Consider the following 23,780-nt stretch of genomic DNA (forward strand, 5'->3'; position numbering starts at 1 on the left):
CCCCCCCCGCCGCCCCCCCCCCCCCCCCCCGCCGCCCGGGGGGGGCGGCCCCCCCCCCCCCCCCCCCACCGCCCTTACCAAAGACCGTCCACGAACCGTCCGTTGCGCGAGATCAGCTTGCCGTCCGCGTAAATCTCGCCGCCCTCACGTAGGTCGCAGACAAGGTCCCAGTGGATCGCCGAACGGTTGGTCCCGCCCGTCTCCGGATAGCTCGCGCCCAGCGCCAGGTGCATCGTCCCGCCGATCTTTTCGTCGAACAGCGTGTTCTTGACGAACTTCGTGATCGAGTAGTTGGTGCCCAGGGCGATCTCCCCCACGCGGCGCGCGCCCTCATCCGTGTCAAGCATGGCCTTGAGCAGGTCTTCTCCCGTGGCCGCGCTCGCCTCCACCACCCGGCCGGCCTCGAACGTCAGCCGCACGTCGGTCACCTCGCGGCCCATGTAGATCCCCGGGTAGGTGAAGCGGATCGTGCCCGACACCTGGTCTTCCACCGGTCCCGTGTAGACCTCGCCATCCGGGAAGTTGTGCGTCCCGTGGGCGTTGATCCAGGTCCGGCCCGCCACGCCGACACGCAGGTCGGTGTCCTTGGCCAAGAAGCGCAGCTCGCGGACCGTGGACAGGAACGCCTTCAGCCGGTCCTGGCGGCGCCGCTGCTCCTGCCAGGCGGCGACGGGATCGTCGAGGTGGAGAAATCCGGCCTCGAAGACGAAGTCCTCGTACTCCGAGAGCGACATCCCGGCCTCCTGGGCCAGCGCCGGCACGGGAAACACCGTCGTGCACCAGCGTAGCTCCTCCGTGGCGGAGCGCTCCATGAACCGCCGCATCAGATCCGACCGCGCGGCGTTGGCGGCCGAGACCCGCTGCGGCGGGACGTTGCTCAGCTCCTTGACGTTGACCGGGGCGCTGATGGACAGCTGGCGGTTGGCCTGTTCGATGGCGAGGCGCTCGAGCGGGGTCACGAACCGCAGTTGCTCGTCGGAGGCCTCCTTGAAGAAAATCTCGCGCAGGCCTGGGAGCATGCATAGAACGTCGACATTGGCTCCCTTGCGGAGCGCGTACCGGTAGACGGCCTTTACGAGATCCCCGGCGAGCGGGGACGCGGTGATCACGAAGTAGTCTCCGGGTCCGAGCGGCAGCGAGTATTCCGTGAGTACCCGAGCGAAGCGTTCGACGCGCGGATCCACATTGACCCCTCCGATGCTTGGCGTACGGGACATGTCCATTCGCGACCGCAACCGCGGTCCCTGCCCCCTCCCCCACAATATGGAAAGGAATTCCTCTCGGGGGAGAGAACACCCCCATCGAAGTCGAAGCGATGACGAGGCGAGCCCACTTACGGAGTCGTTTACACCCGTGGAGGACGCCTATGAATAGGCCCGCCATGCAACGGTTCATGAGCGCACTGGAGACATCCGGCCTCCGAAAGGATGTCTACCTGCATGTGTGCGCGAGCGTGACGGCCGCTTGCATTCTGGCCGCAGCCCTGTTCCCTTGGCTGCGGGACGTGGCTGAAACCGTCATCGAGATCGTCGCGCTCATCCTTCTGATTCGCTTCGTTGGACGGTTCCATCGCGTTCTCGGCGCGAACCGACCGCCTGCCCCGAGTAAGCTGCTCTCAAAGGTCATCTATTGGACCGTCGCGTATGTCGGCATGATCTCGCTCCTGGGTGCTCTGGGAAGCGCCGCGAGCTTGATCGAGCCTGGATTTCTCCCATCACAGCACAATGACATGGGAATCACAGTGGACGAAAACGTTCTGATGATCTTGGCAGCCGTTTCCGCCACGATTGCAGGTCCTCTCGAAGAAGTGCAGCGGTGGGCCCTCACCTTTGGCTTGTATTTCCTTGGAACCCGCCTGAGCGCTCGCCTGAGCCCCTTTTTCGTGTTTTGGCTTAGCCTGGTGGCGAGCGCGGCTTTGTTCGGTGCGGAACACCTCGGCAATTTCCTTGGACATTCGTTCGAGACCGTGGTGCTGCTTGGTTCCGCAGGCCTCGTTCTCTCGCTGTTCGCGTATTGGATGGGGTCGCTTTGGGCGGCGGCTCTGCTTCACAGCTTTTATAACCTGTTGGCGATCATGCTGGCCTACCTGGATCCGGCGCCCTTGCGCTTTACATCATGGGGCCAAGTATTCGCCGTACAGGTGCTGACAATGTTGGGTTGCGCCCTCGTGCTTCGCAGGCTCAGTCGTCAGAACCCTGCTGGCTCTAGCGTATCGACAAGCTCGTAGCCGGTTTCCGGCGGGCCGAATTTTGTGCTCGACGACAGGTACAACAAAAGCCCCGCATGCAGGACGGGGCTTTCAAAGTGGAGCTGGCGGAGGGACTTGAACCCTCGACCTAGCGATTACGAATCGCTCGCTCTGCCGACTGAGCTACGCCAGCCAAGAAACGCGCAAATCTGGAGCGGGTGAAGGGAATCGAACCCTCGTCTAAAGCTTGGGAAGCTTTCGTTCTACCATTGAACTACACCCGCATGGCGCCAACCATTTTACGCGATGACCGCACGCACTCGCAAGATGCGCGGGCGGATTGCCAGCGAGCACCAGCGCCGCCGGCGCCGCACGCCGGACGCGATGGCGCGCCCGGGCCTCGCCAGCTCGCCTCGGGCCGCGGTACGCTATGACCATGGCGGACGCGCGGCTGCACATCGCCCTCATCGAGCCGGAAATCCCGCAAAATGCCGGAAATGTGGCGCGCACCTGCGCCGTCCTGGGCGCGCACCTGCACCTGGTCCACCCGCTGGGCTTCCGCATGGATGAGCGCCACGTGCGGCGTGCCGGCGTCGACTACTGGAACCTCGTCACGTGGACGGAGCACGACGACTGGCGCAGCTTCGCCGACGCTTGGCCCGCGGAGCGCGTCTGGCTCCTGACGACGCGCGGCCGCGTGCGGTACGACGAGGCCCGATTCCAGCCGGGCGACTGCCTCGTGTTCGGCAGCGAGTCGCGCGGCCTGCCCGTCGCGCTCATCGAACGGTACCCCGGGCGCGGGCTGCGCATCCCCATGATGCCGGGCGCGCGCTCGTTGAACCTCTCGAACTGCGTGGCGATCGTCGCCTTTGAAGCGTATCGCCAGTGGGGCTTTCCCGGGCTCGCGTGACGTGATCGCCTGTGAACGCTTGCGCGCGATGCGCCGGTGGCACCGTCGCGCGGATGCAAAACCCCCGCCCGGGTTCGGGGCGGGGGTCCCTGTTCCGGCTCCGTAGGGGGCCGCGATCAGCCGCGCGCCTGCTCGTACCGCTTGGCGACCGCGTCCCAGTTGACGACGTTCCACCACGCGGCGATGTATTCCGGACGGCGGTTCTGGTACTTGAGGTAGTACGCGTGCTCCCACACGTCCAGGCCGAGGATCGGCTTCTTGCCCTCCATGATCGGGTTGTCCTGGTTCGGCGTGCTCGTGATGGCGAGCTTGCCGTTGTCCAGCACGAGCCACGCCCAGCCGCTGCCGAAGCGACCGGTCGCGGCCTTGGTGAACTCTTCCTTGAATTTGTCAAAGCTGCCGAACGCCTCGTCGATGGCCTTCGCGAGCGCGCCCGTGGGCTGGCCGCCGCCGTTGGGGCTCATGATCTCCCAGAACAGCGTGTGGTTCGCGTGGCCGCCGCCGTTGTTGCGGACCGCCGTGCGGATGGACTCCGGAATGCTGTTGATGGAGGCGAGAAGCTCCTCGATGGTCTTCGCCTGCAGTTCCGGATGTCCCTCAAGCGCGGCGTTGAGGTTGTTGACGTACGTGCCGTGGTGCTTGTCGTGGTGGATGCGCATGGTCTGCTCGTCGATGTGCGGTTCAAGGGCGTTGTAGTCGTACGGCAACGGTGGCAGTGTGAACGCCATAACATCACCCTTCCATTCGTGTCAGGCACACCCATTGTACCCTCGCGGCAACGGGCGCGGCAAACGACCGGCGGGCCGCCCCGGCGACCCCGAAAACGGTCTTCGGACGGGCGTCTGAGGGCTCCTCGCCCAGGTCCCCGTGGAACGCTCAGGTGCCGATGCGCAGGGCATGCGCCACGAAGGAGTGGAAGATCACCTCGCCCACGCCCACGGCCGCCCCGAGCACCAGCGAGGCGCCCAGGCCGAGCGGCGTGCCGACCATCGCCGTCACCGCCCAGATCACGACGGCCGCGATCGCGACGTCCGCCGCCGCGGCGGCCAGGTTTCCGTACCGCAGCAGGAAGAGGTCGCCCGCGACGTAGCCGGCGGCCGTGACCGCGGCGGCGACCACGAAGAGCGGCTCCGCCGGCAGGCGCAGCAGGGCGAACATGACGCCGAGGATCGCCCAGACGAGAATGAGCTTCACGGCGAGCAACATGACGTGTTTCACGCGCGTCCCCCCGGGCCTTTTCGCCTAGTCTGCCCAGAAGACGCACGTCGCGGCGCAGGCGCGCCTGCTCCCTCACTCAAGCCCCGCTGCGCACAGCAGGCTGTCCGGGTGGCCCAGGCTCGCGCCCTCGACCTGAATCGTGCTGTGCCGGACGCCGAACCGCTCCCGCAGGAGCGTTTCCGCCCGGCGGAGCACGTCGTCCACGGAGGCGATGGAGGGGTCGTCGACGACGAGGTGGCACGTCAGCATCGTGCGCGCGGCGTCGAGGTTCCATATGTGCAGGTCGTGCACTTCGCGGACGCCTTGGAGCGAGCGCAGCCCCTCCGCCACCTCGTCGAGTTCCAGCCCCGGCGGGGCGCCTTCCATGAGGATGCGCACCACGTCGCGGGCCAGGCGGACGACGCCCAGCAGGATCACGCCGGCGATGGCGAGACTGATCACGGGGTCCACCCAGCGCCACCCGGTCGCGCGGATGACGAGCCCGCCGGCGAGGACGCCCGCGGACGCGGCCGCGTCGCCCACGATGTGCAGCCAGGCGCTGCGCGTGTTGAGGTCCTCGTGGCCGCCGCCCATGCGCCAGGCGACGAGCGCGTTGGCCACGAGCGCGAACAGCGCCACGAACGACATGATGGCGCCGGACGCGGGTTCGGGCCGGGCGAGGCGCTGCACGGCTTCAAAGGCGATCCACCCGGATACCACGAAGAGGGACAGCGCGTTCACGGCGGCGCTCAGGATGCCCGCCCGGACGTAGCCGTACGTCCACCGCTTCGTCGGCTTGCGCCCGGCCCAGGAGCTTGTGAGCCACGCGAGCCCCACCGCCGCCACGTCCGTGAGCATGTGGCCGGCGTCGCTGAGGAGCGCGAGGCTGTTCGCGACGATCCCGCCGGCGACCTCGACGGCCAGGATGGCGAGCGCCAGGACGAAAGCCTCCCGCAACCGGTGGGGCGCGGCGTGGACGTGCCCGTGCCCGTGGTGCCCGTGGACGTGATGCCCGTGGTGCCCGTGGACGTGCACGTGGGGTGCGTGACCATGGTGCGCATGATCGTGGTGGGCGTCTCGCATCGCTCGCCAGTCCCTCCTCGCGCGCGCTCGCCGCGCTTGGCGAGCGCCCGCCGCGCCCAGCGCGCGCTCGCACGGAAAACACAAAAGGCGCCTTCAGGCGCCCCGTGCGCAAATTTGATGGCGGAGGCGACGGGAATTGAACCCGCGATCTCCGGTGTGACAGACCGGTATGTTAACCACTACACCACGCCTCCGCGCAAAGCACGACCGATTATAGCAACCGCGCCGCAAACGCGTCAACGACGCGACGTCGAAACGGCGGCCACGCGCAGCGGCAATTGCCGGCCATTGCGCGGTCAGCGGCCGCGCTGCGCGGAAAACGGCTCGAAGCGCATGAACGTCTGCTCGCGCGACGGCCCGACGGAGATCATGACGACCGGCACGCCCGTCAGCTGCTCGATGCGCTCGACGTATTGCCGGGCGCCGGCCGGCAGCCCGTCAAAGGTGCGCACGCCGCCGATCGGCTCGTCCCAGCCGGGCAGTTCCTCGTACACCGGCCGGGCTTCCGCGAGTTCGTCGAGCTGCCGCGGCAGCGTCTCCCGCCGCTCGCCGTTCACCTCGTATGCCACCGCGATCTTCAACGGGTGCAGCCCCGTCAGCGTGTCGAGGTGGTTCAGGGCCAGGCCGCTGAGCCCGCTCACGAGCACCGAGTGCCGCAGGATGACGGCGTCGAGCCAGCCGCAGCGGCGCGGCCGGCCGGTCGTCGTGCCGTACTCGTGCCCCTTCTCGCGGATCCAGTCGCCGGTCGCGTCGCGCAGCTCCGTCGGGAACGGCCCGTCGCCCACGCGGGAGGTGTACGCCTTCGCCACGCCGATGACGCGGTCGATGCGCGTCGGCCCGACCCCGCTGCCGAGGCACGCCCCGCCGGCCGTCGGGTAGGACGACGTCACGTACGGGTACGTGCCGTGGTCCAGGTCGAGCATCGTCCCCTGCGCGCCCTCGAAGAGGACGTGCTCCCCGCGGTCGATCGCCCGGTTGATGAGCACGGCCGTGTCGGTCACGAACGGCGCGAGGCGGCGGGCGAACTCGGAGTACTGCTCAAGCAGCGCGTCGAGCGCGAAGCCCCCCTCGCCGTAGACCTTCTCGATCAGGTGGTTCACCTGCTCCAGGTTGGCCTCGAGCTTCCGCCGCAGCGTGTCCGGCCGGAGCAGGTCCCCGACGCGGATGCCGGCACGCGCCACCTTGTCCATGTAGGCCGGCCCGATGCCGCGGCGCGTGGTGCCGATCCTGCCCTCGCCGCGCCGCTCCTCTTCCAGTTCGTCCAGCTTCTTGTGGTACGGGAAGATCACGTGCGCGGCGTCGCTGACGTGGATGCGCTCCACGTCCAGACCGCACCCGCGAAGGTATTCGACCTCGTTGAGGAAGTGTTCGGGATCCAGCACCACGCCGTTCCCGATCACGCAGGTCTTGCCGTGAACGATGCCGGACGGGACCAGGTGCAGCTTGTACGTGCGCCCGCCGGCGACGACCGTGTGCCCGGCGTTCGCGCCGCCCTGATAACGCACGACGACGTCCGCGTGCTCCGCGAGGACGTCGGTCACCTTGCCCTTGCCTTCATCGCCCCACTGGCTGCCGACGAGCACGAGCGTCGACACGCGCTCACCCCCACGCGGTCCCTGCCGGCTGGCCTACGCCCCCGCGGACGCCGGCGCGCGCGACTTGTCGATGGCGCCGAACTTGGTCCAGTCGTGGAAGTAGACGAGCTCCACCGAGCCGGTCGGTCCGTTGCGCTGCTTGGCCAGGATCAGTTCCACCTGGCTGACGGTGGACCGGGACCCTCCGTATGATACCGTTTCCCTCTGCTCGGCGCGCTCCGGATTGTGGTAGATGAAGAGGACCACGTCGGCGTCCTGCTCGATGGCGCCCGACTCCCGCAGGTCCGACAGCTGCGGCCGCCGTCCCTCCCGCTGCTCCACCGCGCGGCTGAGCTGCGAGAGCGCCAGCACGGGCACCTTCAGTTCCCTCGCGAGCGCCTTCAGGGAGCGCGAGATCTCGGAGATCTCCTGCTGCCGGTTCTCGGCACGGCCCCTCGTGTTCATCAGCTGGAGGTAGTCGATCACGATGAAGCCGATGCCGTGGTCCGCCTTCAGGCGCCGCGCGCGCGCGCGCACGTCCATCACCGACATGTTCGGCGTGTCGTCGATGTAGATCGGCGCCTCGCCCAGCTTGCCCAGGGCGAAGGAGAGCCGGTGCCAGTCCTCGTTGGCCAGCTGGCCCGTGCGCAGCTTGAACGACGAGACTCGCGCCTCCGAGCACAGCATGCGCTGCGCGAGCTGCTCCTTCGACATTTCCAGAGAGAAGATCGCGACGGGGATCCTGTGCTCCACCGCGGCGTGCGCCGCCATGTTCAGCGCAAGCGCCGTCTTTCCTTGCGACGGGCGCGCGGCCAGGATGATGAGCTCCGACTCGTGGAAGCCGCTCGTCAGCTCGTCCAGCGCGCGGAAGCCGCTCGGGATGCCGATGACGTCGCCCTGCTTCTCGAACATGCGCTGGATGTGGTCGAACGTGTCGACGAGCACGTCCCGGATGAAGGCCCAGGAGCGCGTCTTGCGGTCTCGCGACAGCTCGAACATCTGCTGCTCGGCGTAGTCGAGCAGTTCCGTCACGTCCTCGGTGCCGCTGTAGGCGCGCCGCGCGATCTCGCCCGAGACCTGGATGAGCTTGCGCAGGAGCGCCTTCTCCTCCACGATGCGGGCGTAGTACTCCACGTTGGCGGCCGTCGGCACGGCGTTGGCCAGCTCGCTGAGGTAGGCGTGGCCGCCGACCTGCTCCAGCAGCCCGCGCGAGGCCAGCTCGTCGCCCACCGTGACGATGTCCGCCGCCTCGTTCCGGTCCGTGAGGTCCAGGATGGCCCGGAACACGTGGCGGTGCGCCTCCCGGTAGAACGAGTCATCGCTCAGGATCTCCGCCGCGCGAAGGATGGCCTCGCGCTCCAAGAGCATGGAGCCGAGCACGGATTGCTCGGCTTCCAGGTTCTGAGGGGGAATCTTGTCCGCGAGCGCGTCCACGTCGATCCGACCCCTTACTGCACCGGCGCAAGAAGCTCTTGCAGCACCTGTTCCGCCGTCTCCACGAACACGAGCTCCAGCCCGAACCGGCCCGCGGGGACGTCACCCTCGTTGGCGGCCGGCAGCACCACGCGCCGCACGCCGGTCTGCCGGGCGCCGTAGAGCTTCTCCGGAATGCCGCCCACTTCCTGGATCCGGCCGGAGAGGGAGACCTCGCCGGTGATCGCCACGTCCTGGCGCACCGGACGCCCCTCGACGGCGCTGTAGATGGCCGCGAAGATGGCCGCCCCCGCCGAAGGCCCATCGATGTGGCCGCCGCCGACGACGTTCACGTGAACGTCGTAGTCGGCCAGGTCCTTGCCCGTGATGCGCCGCAGGAGGGTGCCCGCGGTGAAGACGGAGTCCCGCGCCATGGAGCCGGCCGTCTCGTTGAAGCGGATCTTGCCCTTGCCCGGCTCCCGCGCCGGGTAGGCGACGGCCTCGATCTCCAGCGCCGAGCCGAGGAAGCCGCGCACGGCCAGCCCGATCACGCGGCCGATCTGCGTCGTCGACGAGGCCAGGGTGCGCGCCTCCCGCCCCACGCGCGCGGCGCTCAGCGCCGTGCGCACGTGCTCGGCGCGTATTGCGGCGGGCCTGTCCGGGCCGCCGGCCTCGTACACCGCCATCGCGTACGCGTCCGCGAGGATGTTCAGCGCCTTGCGCGCCTCGATGGTGCGCTCGGCGATGTCGTCGACCGCCGCCGCTTCGATCGGCACGCCGAGCTTCTCCGCGCCCTGCCGCACGATCTTGCGGATGTCGTCCGGCGTCAGCGGCGCGAAGAAGATCTCCGCGCAGCGCGAGCGCAGCGCGGGCGTGATGTCTTCCGGATCGCGCGTCGTGGCCCCGATGAGGACGAAGTCGGCCGGCGCGCCCTCGCGGAACAGCTTGTGCACGTACTCCGGCACATGCGGATCGTCCGGGTCGTAGTACGAGGACTCGAAATAGACGCGCTTGTCCTCAAGCACCTTGAGGAGCTTGTTCTGCAAGATCGGGTCCATCTCGCCGATCTCGTCGATGAAGAGCACGCCGCCGTTCGCCTCGGTGACGAGGCCCAGCTTCGGCTCCGGAACGCCGCCTTCGGCGAAATCGTGCCGCGCCCCCTGGTAGATCGGGTCGTGCACCGAACCGAGGAGCGGGTTCGTCACCTCGCGCGGATCCCAGCGCAGGGTGGAGCCGTCGACTTCGACGAACGGCGCGTCCTTCGAGAACGGCGAGCCGGGCCGCTCCCGCGCCACTTCCAGCGCGAGGCGCGCGGCCGTCGTCTTGCCCACGCCGGGCGGGCCGTACAGCAGGATGTGCTGCGGGTACGGCGAGGAGAGCTTGGCGAGCAGCGCCTGGACGGCCGCGTCCTGGCCGATGACCTCCTCGAAGCGCTTCGGGCGCAGCACCTCCGCGAGCGACCGCGCCAGGCCGCGCTGCTCGATCTGCTGCAGGCGCTCGAGCTTGCGCTTCGTCTCGGCCGTCTCCGGCGAGATCTCCCGCATGACCTGGGCGCGGATGTCGGCCACGTACTCCTCGTGCTTCTGCGCCATGCGGTCCTGGATCTTCTGCTCGATCTCGTCCTCCACGGTGCGCCGCGCCAGCAGGTCGGCGAGTTCCTCCTCGAGCTCGCTCAGCACGGCCGGGATCTCGGAGAAGCGCGGCGGCTCGTCGATGGTGGGATCGTCGTAGACCAGGCGCTGCAGCGCGACGATGCGCTCCCCCAGGTTCTCCGAGCGCATGCCGCTCAGGGCCCCCACCTTGCCCGCCTTCAGGACGACGCGGTCGGAGCCGTAGATGTCGGCGAGGACGCCGTAGAGCGCGTTCACCTTGCGCTCGTACTCCTCGACGAGGCCGCGGCGATCGCCCCCGTGGCGCACGAAGCGGCCCATGGTCACTCCGCCTCCGGCAGCACGACGACTTCCACCTGGGCGACGGCTTCCGGATGCAGCCGAACCTTGACCGGGTGGCGGCCGAGCGACTTGATCGCGCCGTCCATCTCCACGCGGCGCTTGTCGACCGTCACGCCGAACTGGGCGGCGATCCGCTCCGCCACGTCCTGCGCCGTGATGGAGCCGAAGAGCTTGCCGCCTTCCCCGGCCCGCGCCTTGAAGACGATCTCCTTGTGATCGAGCTTGGCGGCCGCCTGTTGCGCCTCCCGGCGCTCGCGCTCCGCCTTGGCCGCCTGGCGCCGGCGGTCATCCTCGATCTGCTTCAGCGTGCTTTCCGTGGCCGGCTTCGCCAGGTTGCGCGGGAACAGGAAGTTGCGCGCGTAGCCGTCGGCCACCTCCACCGTCTGACCGGCGTTTCCCAAGCCCTTGACCGCTTGTGTGAGCACGACCTTCACTGCGGAACCCTCCCTTTCAGCCGAGCCGCGCCGTCCTCCCCCAGCTCCGCGCGCAGCGGGTGGTCGGAGGGCAGGCGGTCCACGAAGCGCGCGCGCAGTCCGACGAGAACTTCCCAAAGCCCAAGAAGGACGACGATCTGGCCCATCGGCGTCAGGGACGCGTACACGGCGAGAACGCCGGACACACCCACGCTCAGGCGCCAGTACCGCAAGAAGAAGTACGCGACGGACGCTCCGACCGTCATGAAGACGAACACCGCGGCGTACGAGAGGTTCTGCGCGACGGGCGCGAGCCATCCGAATCCCGGCCGCTGGCTGAGAAGAAGGAGCGCCATGACGGCCAGCCACGCCCACGCGACGCCGCGCGGCACCGTCCACGTGGCGAACGACGACAGCCGCGGCACGGCGATGCCCAGCCGCTGGAAGAGCGGCCGCAGCGCGGCGTAGTAGATCGCCGAAAGCATCACCATCGAAGCGCCCACCGGGGCGATGAACAGCAGCGGCTGCTCCTTCAACTCCCGCATCATGGCCTTCAGCATCTCCGCGGTCTGGCGCGCGGTGGGCAGGTTCCACGCCGCGAGGCGCCGAGCGCTGCTCTCGACGGCGTCCCGGAACAGGGCGAGCACGTCCTCGTGGAACACGAGGCGCGAGAGCAGCACGCCGAGCGTGACCGTGGCGGCGACGGCCAGGGCGCCCAAAAGAATCGCGCGGCCGGCGTCCCATCCGCGCCGCAGGCTGAACCCGAACGCCAGGCCCAGGAAGGCGAACGTCACGACGACCGCGAGCGCCTGAACGGGCCCGAGGAAAAGCGCCAAAAGCACGGCCGCCGCGACGACGCTGAGGAGCGCCACGCCCGCGCCGTGGCGGACGGCGACGACGGCGACCGGCGCCGGCAGGAAAAACGTCAGCACAAATCCGAGAAGCGGGACGTACACGGCCGCCAGGGCAAGCACGACCGTCAGCGCCGCCATGAGCGCGCCCTCCGTGACGGCGCGCGTTTGCGCAAGCCGGTTCACCGGGCCCACCTGCCGTCCATCGCGCCACTCCTTTGCGGAAAACGGGAAGGGCGTCGGCCCTTCCCGCCGGATCCGTCATGTTCGCGATTCGTCGACCTCGCGCCTCTCGATCCGCCGTCCGGCGCCCGCCAGGTCACTCGACGGTGAACGGCAGGAGAGCCATGTAGCGCGCGCGCTTGATCGCCGTGGTGAGCTGGCGCTGATGGCGCGCGCAGTTACCGGTGATGCGCCGCGGCAGGATCTTACCGCGCTCGCTGATGTAGCGGCGCAGCCGGCCCGTGTCCTTGTAGTCGACGACGTCGATCTTGTCGACGCAGAAGCTGCATACCTTGCGGCGACGTCGCTTGTCGCGTCGAGCCAAACGGATGACCCCCTTGCGTGTGAGATTCGCTGGCCCCGGTCTAGAACGGCACGTCCTCGTCGTCGAACGGGACTTCGGTGCCGAGGGCGTCGGCGCCGGATCCCTGGCGTGTGGGGCGGTCGAGGAAGCGCACCTCGTTCGCGACGACCTCCGCCGCACGCCGCTTTTGACCGTCCTGCGTCTCGTACGAGCGGATCTGCAGGCGCCCGGCGACGGCCACCAGCCGCCCCTTGCTGAGATGGTTGGCGCACGTCTCCGCGAGTTGCCGCCAGACGACGATGTCGATGAAATCGGCCTCGCGTTCGCCCTGCTGGTTCGAGTACGGCCGGTCCACCGCAAGCGTGAACGTGCCGACGGCCACGCCGTTCGGCGTGTAGCGGAGTTCGGGATCGCGGACCAGGCGCCCGATCAACACGACGTGATTCAGCACGGAACCGCCACCTTATTCGGCTTCGACCGCCGCCGCCGGGACCTCGGCCGGCTCCGGAGCGGCGCTGGCCTCGCCCTCGCGAGCGTCCTGCGACTTCGCCGCGTTCGTCTCCACGGCGCGCACGACCATCGAACGCAGCACGCTGTCGGAGAGGCGCAGCGCGCGACGCAGCTCATTCGGGGCCACGGGCCCCGAGCGGAACGTCATGAGCACGTAGACGCCCTCCCGGTGTCCGCCGATCTCGTATGCGAGGCGCCGCCGTCCCAACGGTTCGAGGTTGTCGATGACGCCGCCGTTCTTCTGCACGGTTTCGAGGAAGCGGCGCATGGTCTGCTCGATCTGTTCCGTGTCGAGCGTGGGGTCGAGGAGAATCAAGGCTTCGTAGGCGCGCAACATCGCACCTCCTTCCTTCGGACTTTGGCCCGCGGATCACGCCGTTCCGGCGGGCAGGAAGGATCTTCGCCAATGGCATGCATGAAGGGCGTGATGGCAAATCAAATGAAATTATAGCAGGTCGCGCCCGGGTTTCAACGGCGGCGTGCCGGGCGGCGCGGCCGCCGGGTAGATCTCCCGGATCTTGCTCTCCACGCGGCTGCGCGGCAGGAGCACGAGGTGCCCGCAGCCGAGGCACTTCAGCCGCAGATCCGCGCCGACGCGCACGATCTCCCACCTGTCCGACCCGCACGGGTGCGGCTTCTTGAGGCGGACGACGTCGCCGAGGTGGAGCGGCAGAGGTCCTCGAACCACCGTCACCCTTCTCTCTCTTTGCCTTCTTCATCCGGGCCGCCGGAGCCCCGCGAGGCATTCGTCTCCCGCTCGCTGGGCGGCGCCTCTCCCGGCGCGGGCGGGCCGGCCTCCCCGCGGCGGGCGCGTTCCGCCTCCCCGCGAAGCGCGTCGCCGTCAAACCCGCGGGTCCCGCGCTTCGTTTCCGGCGACGGGGCATCGTAGGCGACGACCGCGGCTAGCGGGCGCGCGATGCGGATGCCGGCCGCGTCCAGCGCCTTCTTGATCTCCTTGCGCAGCGCGCGTTCTGCGGCCCACTGCTCCCCCGGCTGGGCCTTGCCCCAGACGACAAACTCGACGCCGGCCTCGCCGAGGTCCTGCACGCCCAGCACATTCGGCCCCTCGGTCAGCGTGGTCCACGACCGCCGGAAGCGTTCGCACGCCTCGCCGAGGACCTGTTCGACGCGGTCCGGGTCCTCATTGAAATCGACGCGCACCTTGACGAGGAGGCGCATGCTGCCGCGGCTGTAGTTCGTGACCCGCTCGATCTGCCCGTTCGGCACCATGTGCAGCTGGCCGCCGAAGTCCCGCACTCTCGTGATGCGGAAGCCGATGTCCTCCACGATGCCGGAAATCCCGGCGAACTCCACGTGTTCGCCCACGCGGAACTGATCTTCAAACAAGAGGAAGAATCCCGTGATGACGTCGCGCACGAGGTTCTGCGCGCCGAAGCCCACGGCCAGGCCGGCGATGCCGGCGCCCGCGAGCAGCCCGCTCACCGGCACGCCCCAGCCGGCCAGGACCGTCACGAGCACGAGAAAGTCGATGACGTATCGCAGCAGGCTTTTCATCAGGCCGCGGACGGTGACGGCTCGCGTTTCGTCGAACACTCCCAGCCGCGTCGCCCGGCTCCTCTCGATGAAACGGTCCAGGACCGCGCCGAGCACGCGGGCGAGGATGTGCCCGGCGACGACGATCGCGGCGGCCTCAAGCAGCGCGCCGCCCACTTGCAGGCCGGCAGCGCCGAGGCACTCGGGTGAGCGCCAGCCGCTCGAGCAGTCCGTGAATGCCTGTCGCGCCATAGCCAGCAGCGACGCCAGTCCGTGCGGCAACGTGTCAACCTCCCAGGTGGGGGCGCTGCGCGAAGTGTTGCTGGACGAGCTCCACGGCCCGGTCAAGCCCGCTCACGAGGGCCTGTCCCCAGGCGGAGCCGTCCACCGCATGCGCCCATGCGGATCCCGGAGCGAACGCGGCGAGGCTCGTCGCCGCGGCGAGAGCCACAGCCGCCGTGAGGGCGGCCTCCGCGCAGCCCAGCGCGGCGCCGGCCGCGCGGTCGAGGAGTCCCAGCGCCGTCACGCCGCGCACGACGGTCAACAGCGGCCGCGCGAAGAAGCCCAGAAGGAACGCGGCGACCGCGTAGACTGCGGCCACGGCCAGCGCCCTCAGCAGAACGTCCGCGATGAGCGGGTAGATCGCATCACCGGGCGTCGAGCCGGAGCCCGCGAGCGCCGGCGTCGCGACGGCCCGCAGCGCGCTCGACGCCCGTTCGGACAGCCCGGCCGGCAGGGGTCCGTGCGCGGCCAGCCATTCGATCACGCGGGGGCGCAGATGCCACGCCGCATCCACGCCTTGCAGGAGAAGCGGCCCGAGCCACAGGCTCGCGGCGAAGGCGCCGAGACTGCCCACCGCGCCGAGTGCGGAGGCCACCAGCCCGCGCCGGGCTCCCGCGAGCGCGCCGAACAGCAGCATGGCCAGGATGGCCCAGTCGACCGGATTGCGCGGCATGGCCTCGCTCCCAGGCTCATTGTAGGCTAGCCTGCGCGGGCGTCCAACCAGCGCCGCAACACGATGAGCGGCAGCGCGAGGAGGAGGGCGAGGGACGCGTACCCCGCGGCCGGGTATACCACGCGAACGAGCCAGGACAGGCCAAAGCGCGTGAACGGCAGCGCGGCGAGCAACCAGAGGCAGGGCAGGAGGCGGTCGAGTTGGCCTGGTCGCGCGCCGCTGAAGCGGGCGGCGAGGCCGCGCGCGTTGGCGAGCGCGGTCGTCGCCAGCGCCGCGTAGAGAGCGGCGCTGTAGACGAGGCTCCAGCCGGCCCCGAGGTGGCGCGCGAGGGCGGCGAAGGGCACGTCGAAGGACGCGGCCCTCGCGCCCTGTTGCACGAGGACGGCCGTACCGGCCGCAGCCAGCAGCCCGAGCGCCAGCCCGCCCGCCGCGGCGCCTGCGTACGCCCCTCTTGAAGCCAGTCGCGCCGGCTCCAGCGACGCGATGGCCACCACGCCGACGAGCATGTTGTAGGCCACATACAGCAGCGCGGCCCACCACCACGGGGCAGGGAGCGCCTGAGCCGGGTCCGGAACCGGGGCGGGCGCCGGCCCCGGCGTCGCGGCCAGCAATCGGGCGAAGAGCGCCAGCATGAGGACGACGAGCAGAGGCGTCAAGGCGGTGTTGGCCCACACGAAGCCGCGCTCGCGCGCGAGCAGGGCCGCGGCGACCGGCGCCGCCAGCGACGCGACCCCCGCCGTGTACGGCCACGCCCACTGCTCTTCCAGGAGGGCGCCCGCGCCCGACAGCACGACGGCCAGTCCGACGAAGAGAAACAGCGTGAAGAGGACGTCCAGCGCGCGCGCTGCGAACGGCGGCAGCGCGCGCAGCAGGTCGTGGTGTCCGGCCGCGGCGGCCCCGCCCGGCGCCAGCCGGAGCGCCGCCACCACGAACGCCGCGGCGACGGCGAAGCCCAGCCCGGACAGGGCGGCGGCAACGACGCCGACCGGGCCGTACGCCGCGAAGAATTGCCACAACTCCCGGCCTGACGCGAAACCCGCGCCCACCACGCCACCCGCGAAGACCGAACCGACCGCGACGGCGGCCTGCCAGGCCCGGGCCCCGCCATTGCGCGCCGACCGCACCGGCTCACCTCTCGCCGATGCATATGCGCGCGGCCGGTGCCATATACTGCGAACACTCCAGCCGCAGGAGGTCCCATGCTCGAACGACGCGCCAGCGCTCGTCCCCGAAGCGACCTGCGCATCCGCGCGGACGAAGCGAACGCGGCGGAGCGCCTCGCGGCCCACCTGACCGCGCAGCTTCAGGAGGCCGGCGCGCAGGATCGTCCTGTGGTCGTGCTCTGCATCGGCACGGACCGGTCCACCGGCGACGCCCTCGGTCCTCTGGTCGGCTCGCGGCTCGTGGAGCGCGGGTGCCCGTGGCAGGTTCTCGGCACGATCGACGAACCGGTGCACGCGTCGAATCTGGAGCGCGTGCTGGGCGAGTTGGGCCGCCAGGTCCCGGGGTGCTTCGTCGTGGCCGTCGACGCCTGTCTTGGCCGCCTCGAGAACATCGGCACCGTCAGCCTGTGCCGGGGCCCCTTGCAGCCCGGAGCCGGCGTGAACAAGACGCTGCCGCCCGTCGGCGACGTCGCCGTCACCGGCACCGTCAACGTCGGCGGGTTCATGGAGTACCTGATCCTGCAGAACACGCGGTTGAGCGTCGTCATGGCCATCGCGCGCGTGATCGCCGACGGCGTGCTCCTGGCCGCCGCGCGGTGGTGCGCGGCACGGTCGCGCGGGAGCGGGTCGCTGGAAAGCGGGGTCGAATCGGCGCCGGGAGAGGTGGCCGCGGCCGGTGGCGGCTTCGCCCCCGACCCGCGGCCCGCCGCACCCGGCGTCCGGGGCGCGGCCGCGCCCGAAAAGCCTGTCACGCAGGATTTTCGAGGAGGCCTAGCGGGAGCCGCCGAGGCGCGCGGCGTCCTGTGAAGCTGGCGCGCAGCGGGTTACGCGCGCCGCGCTTGCGCCTGCCTGGGCACGATCACGCTCAGCGCGCGCGGCACGCACTCGAAGCGTGCGGGCAGCGTGCCCACGCACTCGCCGTCGGCCTGCACGGGGAGATCCGCGGGCCCGTCGACTTCCACAACCGCGGCGCGGCCGCACGTGACTTTGCGCAGCCGGACGTGCGAACCGTTGAAAACTCGTGGCAGGGCCGCAAGGGTTTCGGCCTTCGACAGGTCCCCGACCCAGCACCAGTCGAGCTGTCCGTCCGCCGGATCGGCCCCCGGGCAAACCTTCATGCCGCCGGCGTACATCGCCGTGTTGGCGACGGCGAGGAGCAGCGCACGGCCGTCGACGGTCCGTTCGGCCGAAAGGCGGAGGTCGGCGTTGCGGTAGCTGAACAGCGTGGAAAAGATGAACATGAGGTAAGCCAGGGCGCCTTTCCCCGTGCGGCCGCTTTCGTTGACACGCCGGGCCACGACGGCGTCGAATCCCGTGCCGGCCACCTGAACGTAGAAGTGGCCGTGCACGCGACCGAGGTCGACGACCCGCGGCTCCCCGTCACGGAGCGTCTCGACCGCGCGCTTCGGGACGAGCGGGATGCCCATCGCCCGGGCGAAGTCGTTCCCCGTGCCGAACGGAAGGATGCCGAGCGTCGCATCCGAAAGCGCCATGCCGTTGACGACCTCGTGCACGGTGCCGTCGCCACCGACGGCGACGACCGTGCGCGCGCCCTCCTGCACGGCCTGCCGGGCAAGTTCCGTGGCGTGGCCGGGGCGCTGGCTGAGGCGGACCTCATATTCAAACGCTTCGGCGAACAGCGGCTCGACGGACGACCACAGCCGCAGCCCGCGGCCGGCGGCTGCCTTCGGATTGACGATGACGACCGCCCGGCGCTTCATCGTTCGCCCGTCGCCGCCGCTTCCGCAACCGCGCCTTCCAGCGCGGTCATGTGGGATCGCCCTTCAAACGTCGCGCCTTCTGCCACGACGACCTTCGGGGAATAGAAGTCGCCAAGGAGCTTGCCGGTTCCGATCAGATCGAGACGGTCCGAGGCGTGGACGTCACCTTTCACTTCACCCGCGATGGCCACCTGCCGTCCGTGAATCTCCGCCTCGACAACGGCGGTCTCGGTCACGTACACATTGCCCTCGGCACGGATTTCGCCCTGGACGCGCCCCTCGACGCGGACAGCGCCTGCGGACGTCAGCACCCCGTGTAGCGTGGTGTTCCTGCCGATGATCGTCTCCACCTGGTCGGGCGCGGGCCTCGGATCGCGCCGTCTCATGCGAGGCCTCCCTCGTGCGTTACTTCTTCAGATACTGATAGAGGTCGCTGGTCACGTACGGCATGGGATCGACGGGCGTGCCTCTCTTGTAGACCCCGAAGTGGAGATGCGGTCCGGTGCTGAGCCCGCTGCTTCCCACGTATCCGATGATCTGCCCTTTTTTCACGGTCTGACCGACGGTGACCTTGATCCGCGACTGGTGTCCGTAGAGCGTGACGAGCCCATTGCCGTGATCGATCTTCACCGCGCGCCCAAATCCGGTCAGCCAACCGGCGTGCACGACGACGCCCGCGGCCGCGGCGCGAATGGGCGTGCCGTAGGGAGCGGCGATGTCGATGCCTTCGTGGAACTCGCGCCCCCATCCGAGCGGCGAACGCCGGTAGCCGAAGGTCGACGTGACGGCGCCGGCAAGGGGCCACTGGTCCGGGTAATGGGCCGCCGCGCGGATGTACTGCGTGGTGGCCGCCTGGATCTCCGTCAGGCTGGCCAATTCGGCCATCGCCTGTTGCACCAGGGCTTCGGCATCCTGCCGCAACGCTGCGGAGGACAGGCCGGCGGCCGATCGTCCCGTCACGGACTGGGCGGAGGCCGCAATCTGCGCGTTCGCCGCACGAAGCTCCGTGAGCGCGCCCGTGGCCTGGACGATGGATGTCGGCAGGGCGGATGAAGGCGCGCCCTGCGCCGTCGCGCCTCCCGCGAGGGCCGTGACTGCGGACGGCGACCCGTAAGCCGAGCTCTGTGGCGAGCCTTCGATGTGCAGTTCAGAGCGCAGCGTGCGGTCGAGCTCTTGGATCTTGGCCAGTTCGTCCTGAAGGGCGGCGATCTGTGCGCGGGTCTCCTCCAGGTCCCGCGCCTGTTGCGCGTTGACCTCCTGGAGCCGGTGCAGCTCCTCCACGTTCCGGGCCATGGCGCGGTAGTCGTGCGAGAACTGCACCAACGCGAACAGACCGGACAGCGCGACGAAGAGGAGACTCTTCGGGAGCCATGCCGGAATGCGCACCGAGCGCGAGCGGCCGGCGCCATCGGGCAGAAGCAGGATCGTGAGATAGCGACTGTCGTTTGACGGCGCCATCACTGTCCTCCCGACGAAGACGGTGTTGCCCGTCAGGCTTGTCCTGGCCGGCCGCGCAAAAAATGGCCGGACTTTCCTATTTCGTCGCGAGATCCCGGCCTCCTGCCGCCTGAATCGCCCGTTCTTCCTCCGGGGTGAGCAGATATGTGGACTGGCCGTGTTGCACCGGTTTTGCGTACACCCGCGTTTCCTCGCGCCCCTGGATGGCAGAGAGCACCACACCGTTCCGCTCATCGTCCAGCAGGGCGACGGCATAGCTGAGGTCGCTGCCCATCCCGGGGAACGCGTTGAAGCGAATCACCGAAGGCGTGCGCACGCGGCGCGCGAGATCCGCCTTCAGCTCGCGCTCCTCCGCCGCGAGGTCCTCGACAGCGCGCGCGAGCGTGTCCAGGCGCGCCGAGAACGCTGCCAGGGCCTCCAGCACGTCGCCCGCGGCGCCGGTCGGAAGGAAGGCGCGCAAGCGCCGCTGCAACCTGCGCACACGCACCCAGGCGACCGCCGCCAGGAGAAGCGCAAGCAACGCCACGCCACCCACACAGACGGCGATTTGCGCGTCCGGGGAGTTCAAAAGCGCCGAAACGTCAAACATCCACGTCCTCCTTACGAAGCGTCAGGCCGGCCCGCTCATCAAGACCGAGGGCTCACCGCGTTGAAAACACGTGCGTCAGCCACACGCTGAGAGGGCCGAAAAGAATCGCCGGCAGCAGCGACGCCACGCGCACGCGCGCCGCCCCGAGCATGTTCAGACCGATGGCAGCGATCAGCACGCCGCCCACACCGCTGATCGCCCCGACGATGTCTGGCGTCATCAAGGGGGACAGCTCTACCGCCAGTAGAGCGGCTCCGCCCTGGATGAGGAACACGGGCACGGCAGAAAGAATGACGCCGAGTCCCAGTGTCGCCGAGAGCACAATGGCGCTCAAGCCATCCAGGGCCGACTTTGTGTAGAGAATCGTGGGTGCCGGCCCAAGTCCATCCTGGATGCCTCCGAGGATCGCCATCGGGCCGACGGCAAAGACGAGCGTCGCCGTCAGGAACGCTTTCGCGACGCCGCCTTCACCAGCGCCACGGAGCCTCTCTCCCCGGCGTTCAAGCGCGTTCAGGCGGTCTTCAAGACGCAACGCTTCGCCGGCGAAGCTTCCGAGGACCAAGGCCAACACAAGTTGGACGGCCCAATGGCGAAAGGCGTCGAGGGACGTCGACGCGCCGATGAACACCACGCCCAGCCCCACCGCATGCAGAGCCGACTGGTGCCATTGCGCCGGGATGCGACGGAACACCGTCTGTCCAAGCAACGCGCCCGCACAAATCGAGGCCGTATTCACGAGCGTGCCGAGCACCCGAAATCCCCTTTCACGCGCCGCGGATGTTTCACGTGAAACCGTTTCACGTGAAACGAATGCCGCCACGTCGCGTCTGGACGCCATTCACGCGCGCTGCTCTGAAGCTTGTGGGTCGCCCTACGCGCGTGAGGCAGCACCCGTCGCTGCCCCTCCCACGAGCCGGTGGACCAGGCGCTCAAGGTCCTCGTGCCCAAAGTACGTGATCTCAATCGTGCCTTTCCGGCCTCCGGGACGAATCTCCACCGGCGCGGCGAGCGCCTCTTTCAGCATTCGCTCGAGGTCCGCCAATTCGGCCGCCTTCGTTCGCCCGCGGCGCTGCCCTGAAGCCTTCCGTTCCCTCGCCAATGCTTCCGTCTCGCGCACCGACAATCCTTGCTCGAGCACGCGCCGCGCGGCGGCCCGCCGGGCCTCCCCTGGCTGGACCGCGAGAAGCGCGCGGGCGTGTCCCTCTGAGAGCCGCCCGGCCGCCACCTGCTCCTGCAGATCATCCTCCAAACTGAGTAGCCGCAGGCTGTTGGCGATGGCGGAGCGGCTCTTGCCCACACGCCTCGCGAGGCCTTCCTGGTCCAACCCGAGCTTGTCCATCAGCGTCTGATACGCGCGGGCTGTCTCGATCGGGTTGAGGTCCTCCCGCTGAAGGTTCTCGATCAGCGCAATCTCGGTCATCTGAAGGTCGTCGAGCTCCCGTACGACGACCGGCACTGTCTTCAGGCCGGCAAGTTGCGCCGCGCGCCAGCGCCTCTCCCCGGCCACGATCTGGAACCGCTCGCCCTTCCTCCGCACGATCAGTGGCTGCAGAACGCCATGCTGCCGCACCGACTCGGCCAATTCGGCTAATGCGGTTTCGTCAAAGTGGCGCCTTGGTTGGTGCGGGTTTGGTTCGATGCGCTCGACTTCGACCTCGTGCGGCGTCTCCCCATCCCGCACCTCAAGCGACGGCAGCAGCGACTCAAGCCCCCTGCCGAGACCTCTCCTGGGTCCTGGCACGTTCCAGCACCTCCTCGGCCAGCTCGCGGTAGACTTCGGCGCCGCGCGATTTCGGATCGTACAACGCGATGGGCAGCCCGTGGCTCGGCGCTTCACTCAGGCGGACATTGCGAGGAATGATCGTCGTGTAGACGCGCTCGCGAAAATGTTTCTTGACCTGCTCCACCACCTGGATCGCGAGGTTCGTCCGCCCATCGAACATCGTCAACACGACGCCGTCAATGTCGAGCTCTGGATTCAGGTTCGAGCGGACAATCTCAATCGTCTTCAGCAGTTGCGAGACGCCTTCCAGCGCGTAGTACTCGCACTGGATCGGAATCAGCACGGCTTGAGCCGCCGTCAGGGCGTTCACCGTCAGAAGGCCGAGCGACGGCGGGCAATCGATCAGGACGAAATCGTATCGCCCGGACAGCGGAGCGAGGGCCCGCTTCAACTTTGTTTCACGTGAAATCGCCAGCACCAGCTCGACCTCCGCGCCCGCCAGATCGATGGTCGCCGGCGCCACGTGCACGTTCGACACGGAACTCACCGGCACGACGACTTCCTGAAGCGGAACCTCGTCCACCAGCACGTCGTATAGCGTCCGCTCCAGCGTGGCCTTGTCGATGCCGAGGCCGCTCGTCGTGTTTCCCTGCGGGTCGGCGTCGATCACCAGGACGCGTTGCCCGAGAAGGCCGAGGCATGCCGCGAGGTTCACGGTTGTCGTCGTCTTCCCGACCCCGCCCTTCTGGTTCGCGATCGCGATGATCCGGCTCATCCTCGCCCTCCTGGTGCTCCCGGACTTTCCACGCCTCTCCGTCCTGTTCCTTCGCCCCGCAGCGCTACCGACCTCCACGCGCACGCGCGCGGCTGCGCCGCCGGCCCGCCAGCGCGATGCCCGGCGTCCGGTCGATCGTGATTTCCAAGTATATGCGCTCCGCTTCGACCCTCTCCGCCATCTCCACCCGGAAGCCCTGCGACTGCAGCATCCGCACGGCCTTGCGAAACTCGTTGACAAAGATCCGGGCATCGCTGACCACTGTCGTGCGCCGCTGTTGCGCCGTTCCGTGATCGCGCGTCCTGGCGATCTCCGTCTCCAGCTGCTTCACCGTCCACCCGTGCCGTCCCGCGGCCTCCGCGAGACGCAGCTGCTCGTCCGGATCCTCCACCGCGAGCAACGCTCGCGCGTGTCGTTCGGTCAACATTTCCCGGGAAATAACCTCGCGCACCTGCGCCGGCAACCGCAACAGCCGCAGGAGGTTCGCGATGGCGCTCTGCGAGCGGCCGACCTGCGCGGCCAGCTCCTCCTGCGTCATGCCGAATTCCTTCAGCAGCCGCGCGTAGCCCTCCGCCACCTCAAAAAAGTTCAAATCCTCACGCTGCACGTTTTCCAAAAGCGCCAGCACGGCCACGTCCCGGTCGCTCGCCTCGCGAACGACGGCCGGAATCTCCTTCAATCCGGCTCGTTGTGCGGCACGCCAGCGCCGTTCCCCGGCGATGAGCTCGTAGCCGTCGTCGCGCGGCCTCACCACCACCGGCTGAACCACTCCGTGCTCTCGAATCGACTCCGCGAGTTCCGCCAGGGCGGCCTCGTCCCACTGTGCGCGCGGCTGGTACGGGTTCGGTCGGATCTCGTCCAGGGGAATGTGCGTAAGCCAGTCAGTGCCCCTCATTCTCGGCCTCCCCTCGAGTCTGCGCTTCCACGCCGAGCGGCCGCTTCTCCGGCAATCCGGGTCGCCGCGGATAGCGGTCCGGCGTCGGCCGTCGCTTCTCGATTCTCACCATCGTGCGCTGCGCTCCGCTCCACGGGAGCACGAACCGGTCGACCGCCGCAATCTCTCCTCCCAATATGCGGGCAGCCCGGCTCCCCGCATCAAGCTCTTCGTCGCTGAGCCGCCCTTTCCATGCAAGAACCTGCCCGCCCACGCGCACACACGGCAGCGCCAGTTCCGCCACCACCGCCAGATGACCGACCGCGCGCGCCGTCGCCACGTCGTAGGCTTCGCGCCCCTCGCCGCGACCCCACTCCTCCGCGCGGGCGTGGACCGCCCGTGCCCCCTCCC

28 protein-coding genes and 3 tRNA genes are annotated in these 23,780 nt (G+C 69.0%); 3 read left to right on the forward strand and 28 right to left on the reverse strand.

The features are described 5' to 3' along the window. Positions 1–74: 74 nt before the first annotated feature. Positions 75–1,217: an aminopeptidase gene (locus tag IRZ18_02105; GenBank protein ID MBX5475904.1), complete on the reverse strand. Its 1,143-nt coding sequence runs from the start codon at positions 1,215–1,217 to the stop codon at positions 75–77. A gap of 149 nt (positions 1,218–1,366) precedes the next feature. Between IRZ18_02105 and IRZ18_02110 the strand changes: the two genes are divergently transcribed. Further along, positions 1,367–2,227 (forward strand): CPBP family intramembrane metalloprotease, encoded by an 861-nt coding sequence (locus IRZ18_02110; protein ID MBX5475905.1) that lies wholly within the window; start codon positions 1,367–1,369, stop codon positions 2,225–2,227. A 78-nt stretch (positions 2,228–2,305) separates the two neighbouring features. Here IRZ18_02110 and IRZ18_02115 read toward each other — a convergent pair. Together IRZ18_02115 and IRZ18_02120 are read right to left on the reverse strand one after the other, a co-directional pair. Then, a tRNA-Thr gene (locus IRZ18_02115) sits at positions 2,306–2,381 on the reverse strand. A gap of 17 nt (positions 2,382–2,398) precedes the next feature. Beyond that, a tRNA-Gly gene (locus IRZ18_02120) sits at positions 2,399–2,472 on the reverse strand. 152 nt (positions 2,473–2,624) lie between these two features. Here IRZ18_02120 and IRZ18_02125 point away from each other — a divergent pair. Then, entirely contained in the window at positions 2,625–3,098 is a 474-nt protein-coding gene (locus tag IRZ18_02125; protein ID MBX5475906.1) for a tRNA (cytidine(34)-2'-O)-methyltransferase, read from the forward strand. A 116-nt stretch (positions 3,099–3,214) separates the two neighbouring features. On the opposite strand, the gene IRZ18_02130 is transcribed toward IRZ18_02125, so the two are convergent. The 16 genes from IRZ18_02130 to IRZ18_02205 all read right to left on the reverse strand — a co-directional run bounded on the left by IRZ18_02130 (position 3,215) and on the right by IRZ18_02205 (position 16,190). After that, positions 3,215–3,826, reverse strand: a complete 612-nt coding sequence (locus IRZ18_02130) for a superoxide dismutase (GenBank protein ID MBX5475907.1) — start codon at positions 3,824–3,826, stop codon at positions 3,215–3,217. A gap of 148 nt (positions 3,827–3,974) precedes the next feature. Continuing rightward, complete coding sequence (locus tag IRZ18_02135; protein ID MBX5475908.1) at positions 3,975–4,316, reverse strand: DUF2512 family protein; 342 nt, start codon at positions 4,314–4,316, stop codon at positions 3,975–3,977. A 72-nt stretch (positions 4,317–4,388) separates the two neighbouring features. Next, positions 4,389–5,378, reverse strand: coding sequence for a cation transporter (locus IRZ18_02140; protein ID MBX5475909.1), 990 nt, complete (start codon positions 5,376–5,378; stop codon positions 4,389–4,391). Between the two features lie 118 nt (positions 5,379–5,496). Then, positions 5,497–5,572 (reverse strand) — tRNA-Asp (locus tag IRZ18_02145). 102 nt (positions 5,573–5,674) lie between these two features. Next, the gene (locus tag IRZ18_02150; protein MBX5475910.1) at positions 5,675–6,973 is read right to left on the reverse strand and encodes an adenylosuccinate synthase; all 1,299 of its coding nucleotides are present in this window, start codon (positions 6,971–6,973) and stop codon (positions 5,675–5,677) included. A 33-nt stretch (positions 6,974–7,006) separates the two neighbouring features. Continuing rightward, entirely contained in the window at positions 7,007–8,386 is a 1,380-nt protein-coding gene (dnaB, locus tag IRZ18_02155) for a replicative DNA helicase (GenBank protein ID MBX5475911.1), read from the reverse strand. Positions 8,387–8,400: 14 nt separating this feature from the next. Beyond that, positions 8,401–10,296, reverse strand: a complete 1,896-nt coding sequence (gene lonC, locus IRZ18_02160) for an ATP-dependent protease, Lon family (protein MBX5475912.1) — start codon at positions 10,294–10,296, stop codon at positions 8,401–8,403. 2 nt (positions 10,297–10,298) lie between these two features. Next, complete coding sequence (locus IRZ18_02165) at positions 10,299–10,751, reverse strand: 50S ribosomal protein L9 (protein ID MBX5475913.1); 453 nt, start codon at positions 10,749–10,751, stop codon at positions 10,299–10,301. Then, positions 10,748–11,767, reverse strand: coding sequence for a DUF2232 domain-containing protein (locus IRZ18_02170; protein ID MBX5475914.1), 1,020 nt, complete (start codon positions 11,765–11,767; stop codon positions 10,748–10,750). Before IRZ18_02170 ends, IRZ18_02165 begins: the two co-directional genes overlap by 4 nt. Positions 11,768–11,900: 133 nt before the next feature. Continuing rightward, on the reverse strand, positions 11,901–12,128 hold the full coding sequence (locus IRZ18_02175; protein MBX5475915.1) for a 30S ribosomal protein S18: 228 nt from the start codon (positions 12,126–12,128) through the stop codon (positions 11,901–11,903). 40 nt (positions 12,129–12,168) lie between these two features. Further along, positions 12,169–12,558 carry a single-stranded DNA-binding protein gene (gene ssb, locus IRZ18_02180; GenBank protein ID MBX5475916.1) on the reverse strand — a complete coding sequence of 130 codons (390 nt, stop codon included), beginning with the start codon at positions 12,556–12,558 and terminating at the stop codon, positions 12,169–12,171. Between the two features lie 12 nt (positions 12,559–12,570). Continuing rightward, a complete protein-coding gene (gene rpsF, locus IRZ18_02185) occupies positions 12,571–12,954 on the reverse strand; it encodes a 30S ribosomal protein S6 (GenBank protein ID MBX5475917.1) in 384 nt (127 codons plus the stop codon). A gap of 108 nt (positions 12,955–13,062) precedes the next feature. Beyond that, on the reverse strand, positions 13,063–13,290 hold the full coding sequence (locus IRZ18_02190; protein ID MBX5475918.1) for a DUF951 domain-containing protein: 228 nt from the start codon (positions 13,288–13,290) through the stop codon (positions 13,063–13,065). 17 nt (positions 13,291–13,307) lie between these two features. After that, the gene (locus tag IRZ18_02195; GenBank protein ID MBX5475919.1) at positions 13,308–14,393 is read right to left on the reverse strand and encodes a mechanosensitive ion channel family protein; all 1,086 of its coding nucleotides are present in this window, start codon (positions 14,391–14,393) and stop codon (positions 13,308–13,310) included. A gap of 4 nt (positions 14,394–14,397) precedes the next feature. Continuing rightward, positions 14,398–15,066 carry a CvpA family protein gene (locus tag IRZ18_02200; GenBank protein MBX5475920.1) on the reverse strand — a complete coding sequence of 223 codons (669 nt, stop codon included), beginning with the start codon at positions 15,064–15,066 and terminating at the stop codon, positions 14,398–14,400. A gap of 26 nt (positions 15,067–15,092) precedes the next feature. Then, a complete protein-coding gene (locus IRZ18_02205) occupies positions 15,093–16,190 on the reverse strand; it encodes a hypothetical protein (GenBank protein MBX5475921.1) in 1,098 nt (365 codons plus the stop codon). A gap of 75 nt (positions 16,191–16,265) precedes the next feature. Between IRZ18_02205 and yyaC the strand changes: the two genes are divergently transcribed. After that, entirely contained in the window at positions 16,266–17,036 is a 771-nt protein-coding gene (gene yyaC / locus IRZ18_02210) for a spore protease YyaC (protein ID MBX5475922.1), read from the forward strand. A gap of 17 nt (positions 17,037–17,053) precedes the next feature. Here yyaC and IRZ18_02215 read toward each other — a convergent pair whose 3' ends face one another. From IRZ18_02215 to IRZ18_02255, 9 genes are all read right to left on the reverse strand, one after another. Further along, a complete protein-coding gene (locus tag IRZ18_02215; GenBank protein ID MBX5475923.1) occupies positions 17,054–17,950 on the reverse strand; it encodes a diacylglycerol kinase family lipid kinase in 897 nt (298 codons plus the stop codon). Next, entirely contained in the window at positions 17,947–18,300 is a 354-nt protein-coding gene (locus IRZ18_02220) for a polymer-forming cytoskeletal protein (GenBank protein ID MBX5475924.1), read from the reverse strand. The genes IRZ18_02215 and IRZ18_02220 overlap by 4 nt, the downstream gene beginning before the upstream one ends. A gap of 55 nt (positions 18,301–18,355) precedes the next feature. Beyond that, positions 18,356–19,408, reverse strand: a complete 1,053-nt coding sequence (locus IRZ18_02225) for a peptidoglycan DD-metalloendopeptidase family protein (protein ID MBX5475925.1) — start codon at positions 19,406–19,408, stop codon at positions 18,356–18,358. 76 nt (positions 19,409–19,484) lie between these two features. After that, positions 19,485–19,997 carry a DUF4446 family protein gene (locus IRZ18_02230; GenBank protein MBX5475926.1) on the reverse strand — a complete coding sequence of 171 codons (513 nt, stop codon included), beginning with the start codon at positions 19,995–19,997 and terminating at the stop codon, positions 19,485–19,487. Between the two features lie 52 nt (positions 19,998–20,049). Further along, entirely contained in the window at positions 20,050–20,748 is a 699-nt protein-coding gene (locus IRZ18_02235) for a DUF554 domain-containing protein (protein MBX5475927.1), read from the reverse strand. A 120-nt stretch (positions 20,749–20,868) separates the two neighbouring features. After that, on the reverse strand, positions 20,869–21,738 hold the full coding sequence (locus IRZ18_02240; protein MBX5475928.1) for a ParB/RepB/Spo0J family partition protein: 870 nt from the start codon (positions 21,736–21,738) through the stop codon (positions 20,869–20,871). Continuing rightward, positions 21,701–22,495 (reverse strand): ParA family protein, encoded by a 795-nt coding sequence (locus IRZ18_02245; protein ID MBX5475929.1) that lies wholly within the window; start codon positions 22,493–22,495, stop codon positions 21,701–21,703. Before IRZ18_02245 ends, IRZ18_02240 begins: the two co-directional genes overlap by 38 nt. A 64-nt stretch (positions 22,496–22,559) precedes the next feature. Further along, positions 22,560–23,390 (reverse strand): ParB/RepB/Spo0J family partition protein, encoded by an 831-nt coding sequence (locus IRZ18_02250; GenBank protein ID MBX5475930.1) that lies wholly within the window; start codon positions 23,388–23,390, stop codon positions 22,560–22,562. Beyond that, the coding region (locus tag IRZ18_02255; GenBank protein ID MBX5475931.1) for a class I SAM-dependent methyltransferase at positions 23,377–23,780 on the reverse strand (404 nt) is incomplete at its 5' end. The genes IRZ18_02255 and IRZ18_02250, both read right to left, overlap by 14 nt.

It is taken from the genome of Clostridia bacterium (assembly GCA_019683875.1).
GTDB lineage: Bacteria > Bacillota > Sulfobacillia > RBS10-35 > Bu92 > Bu92.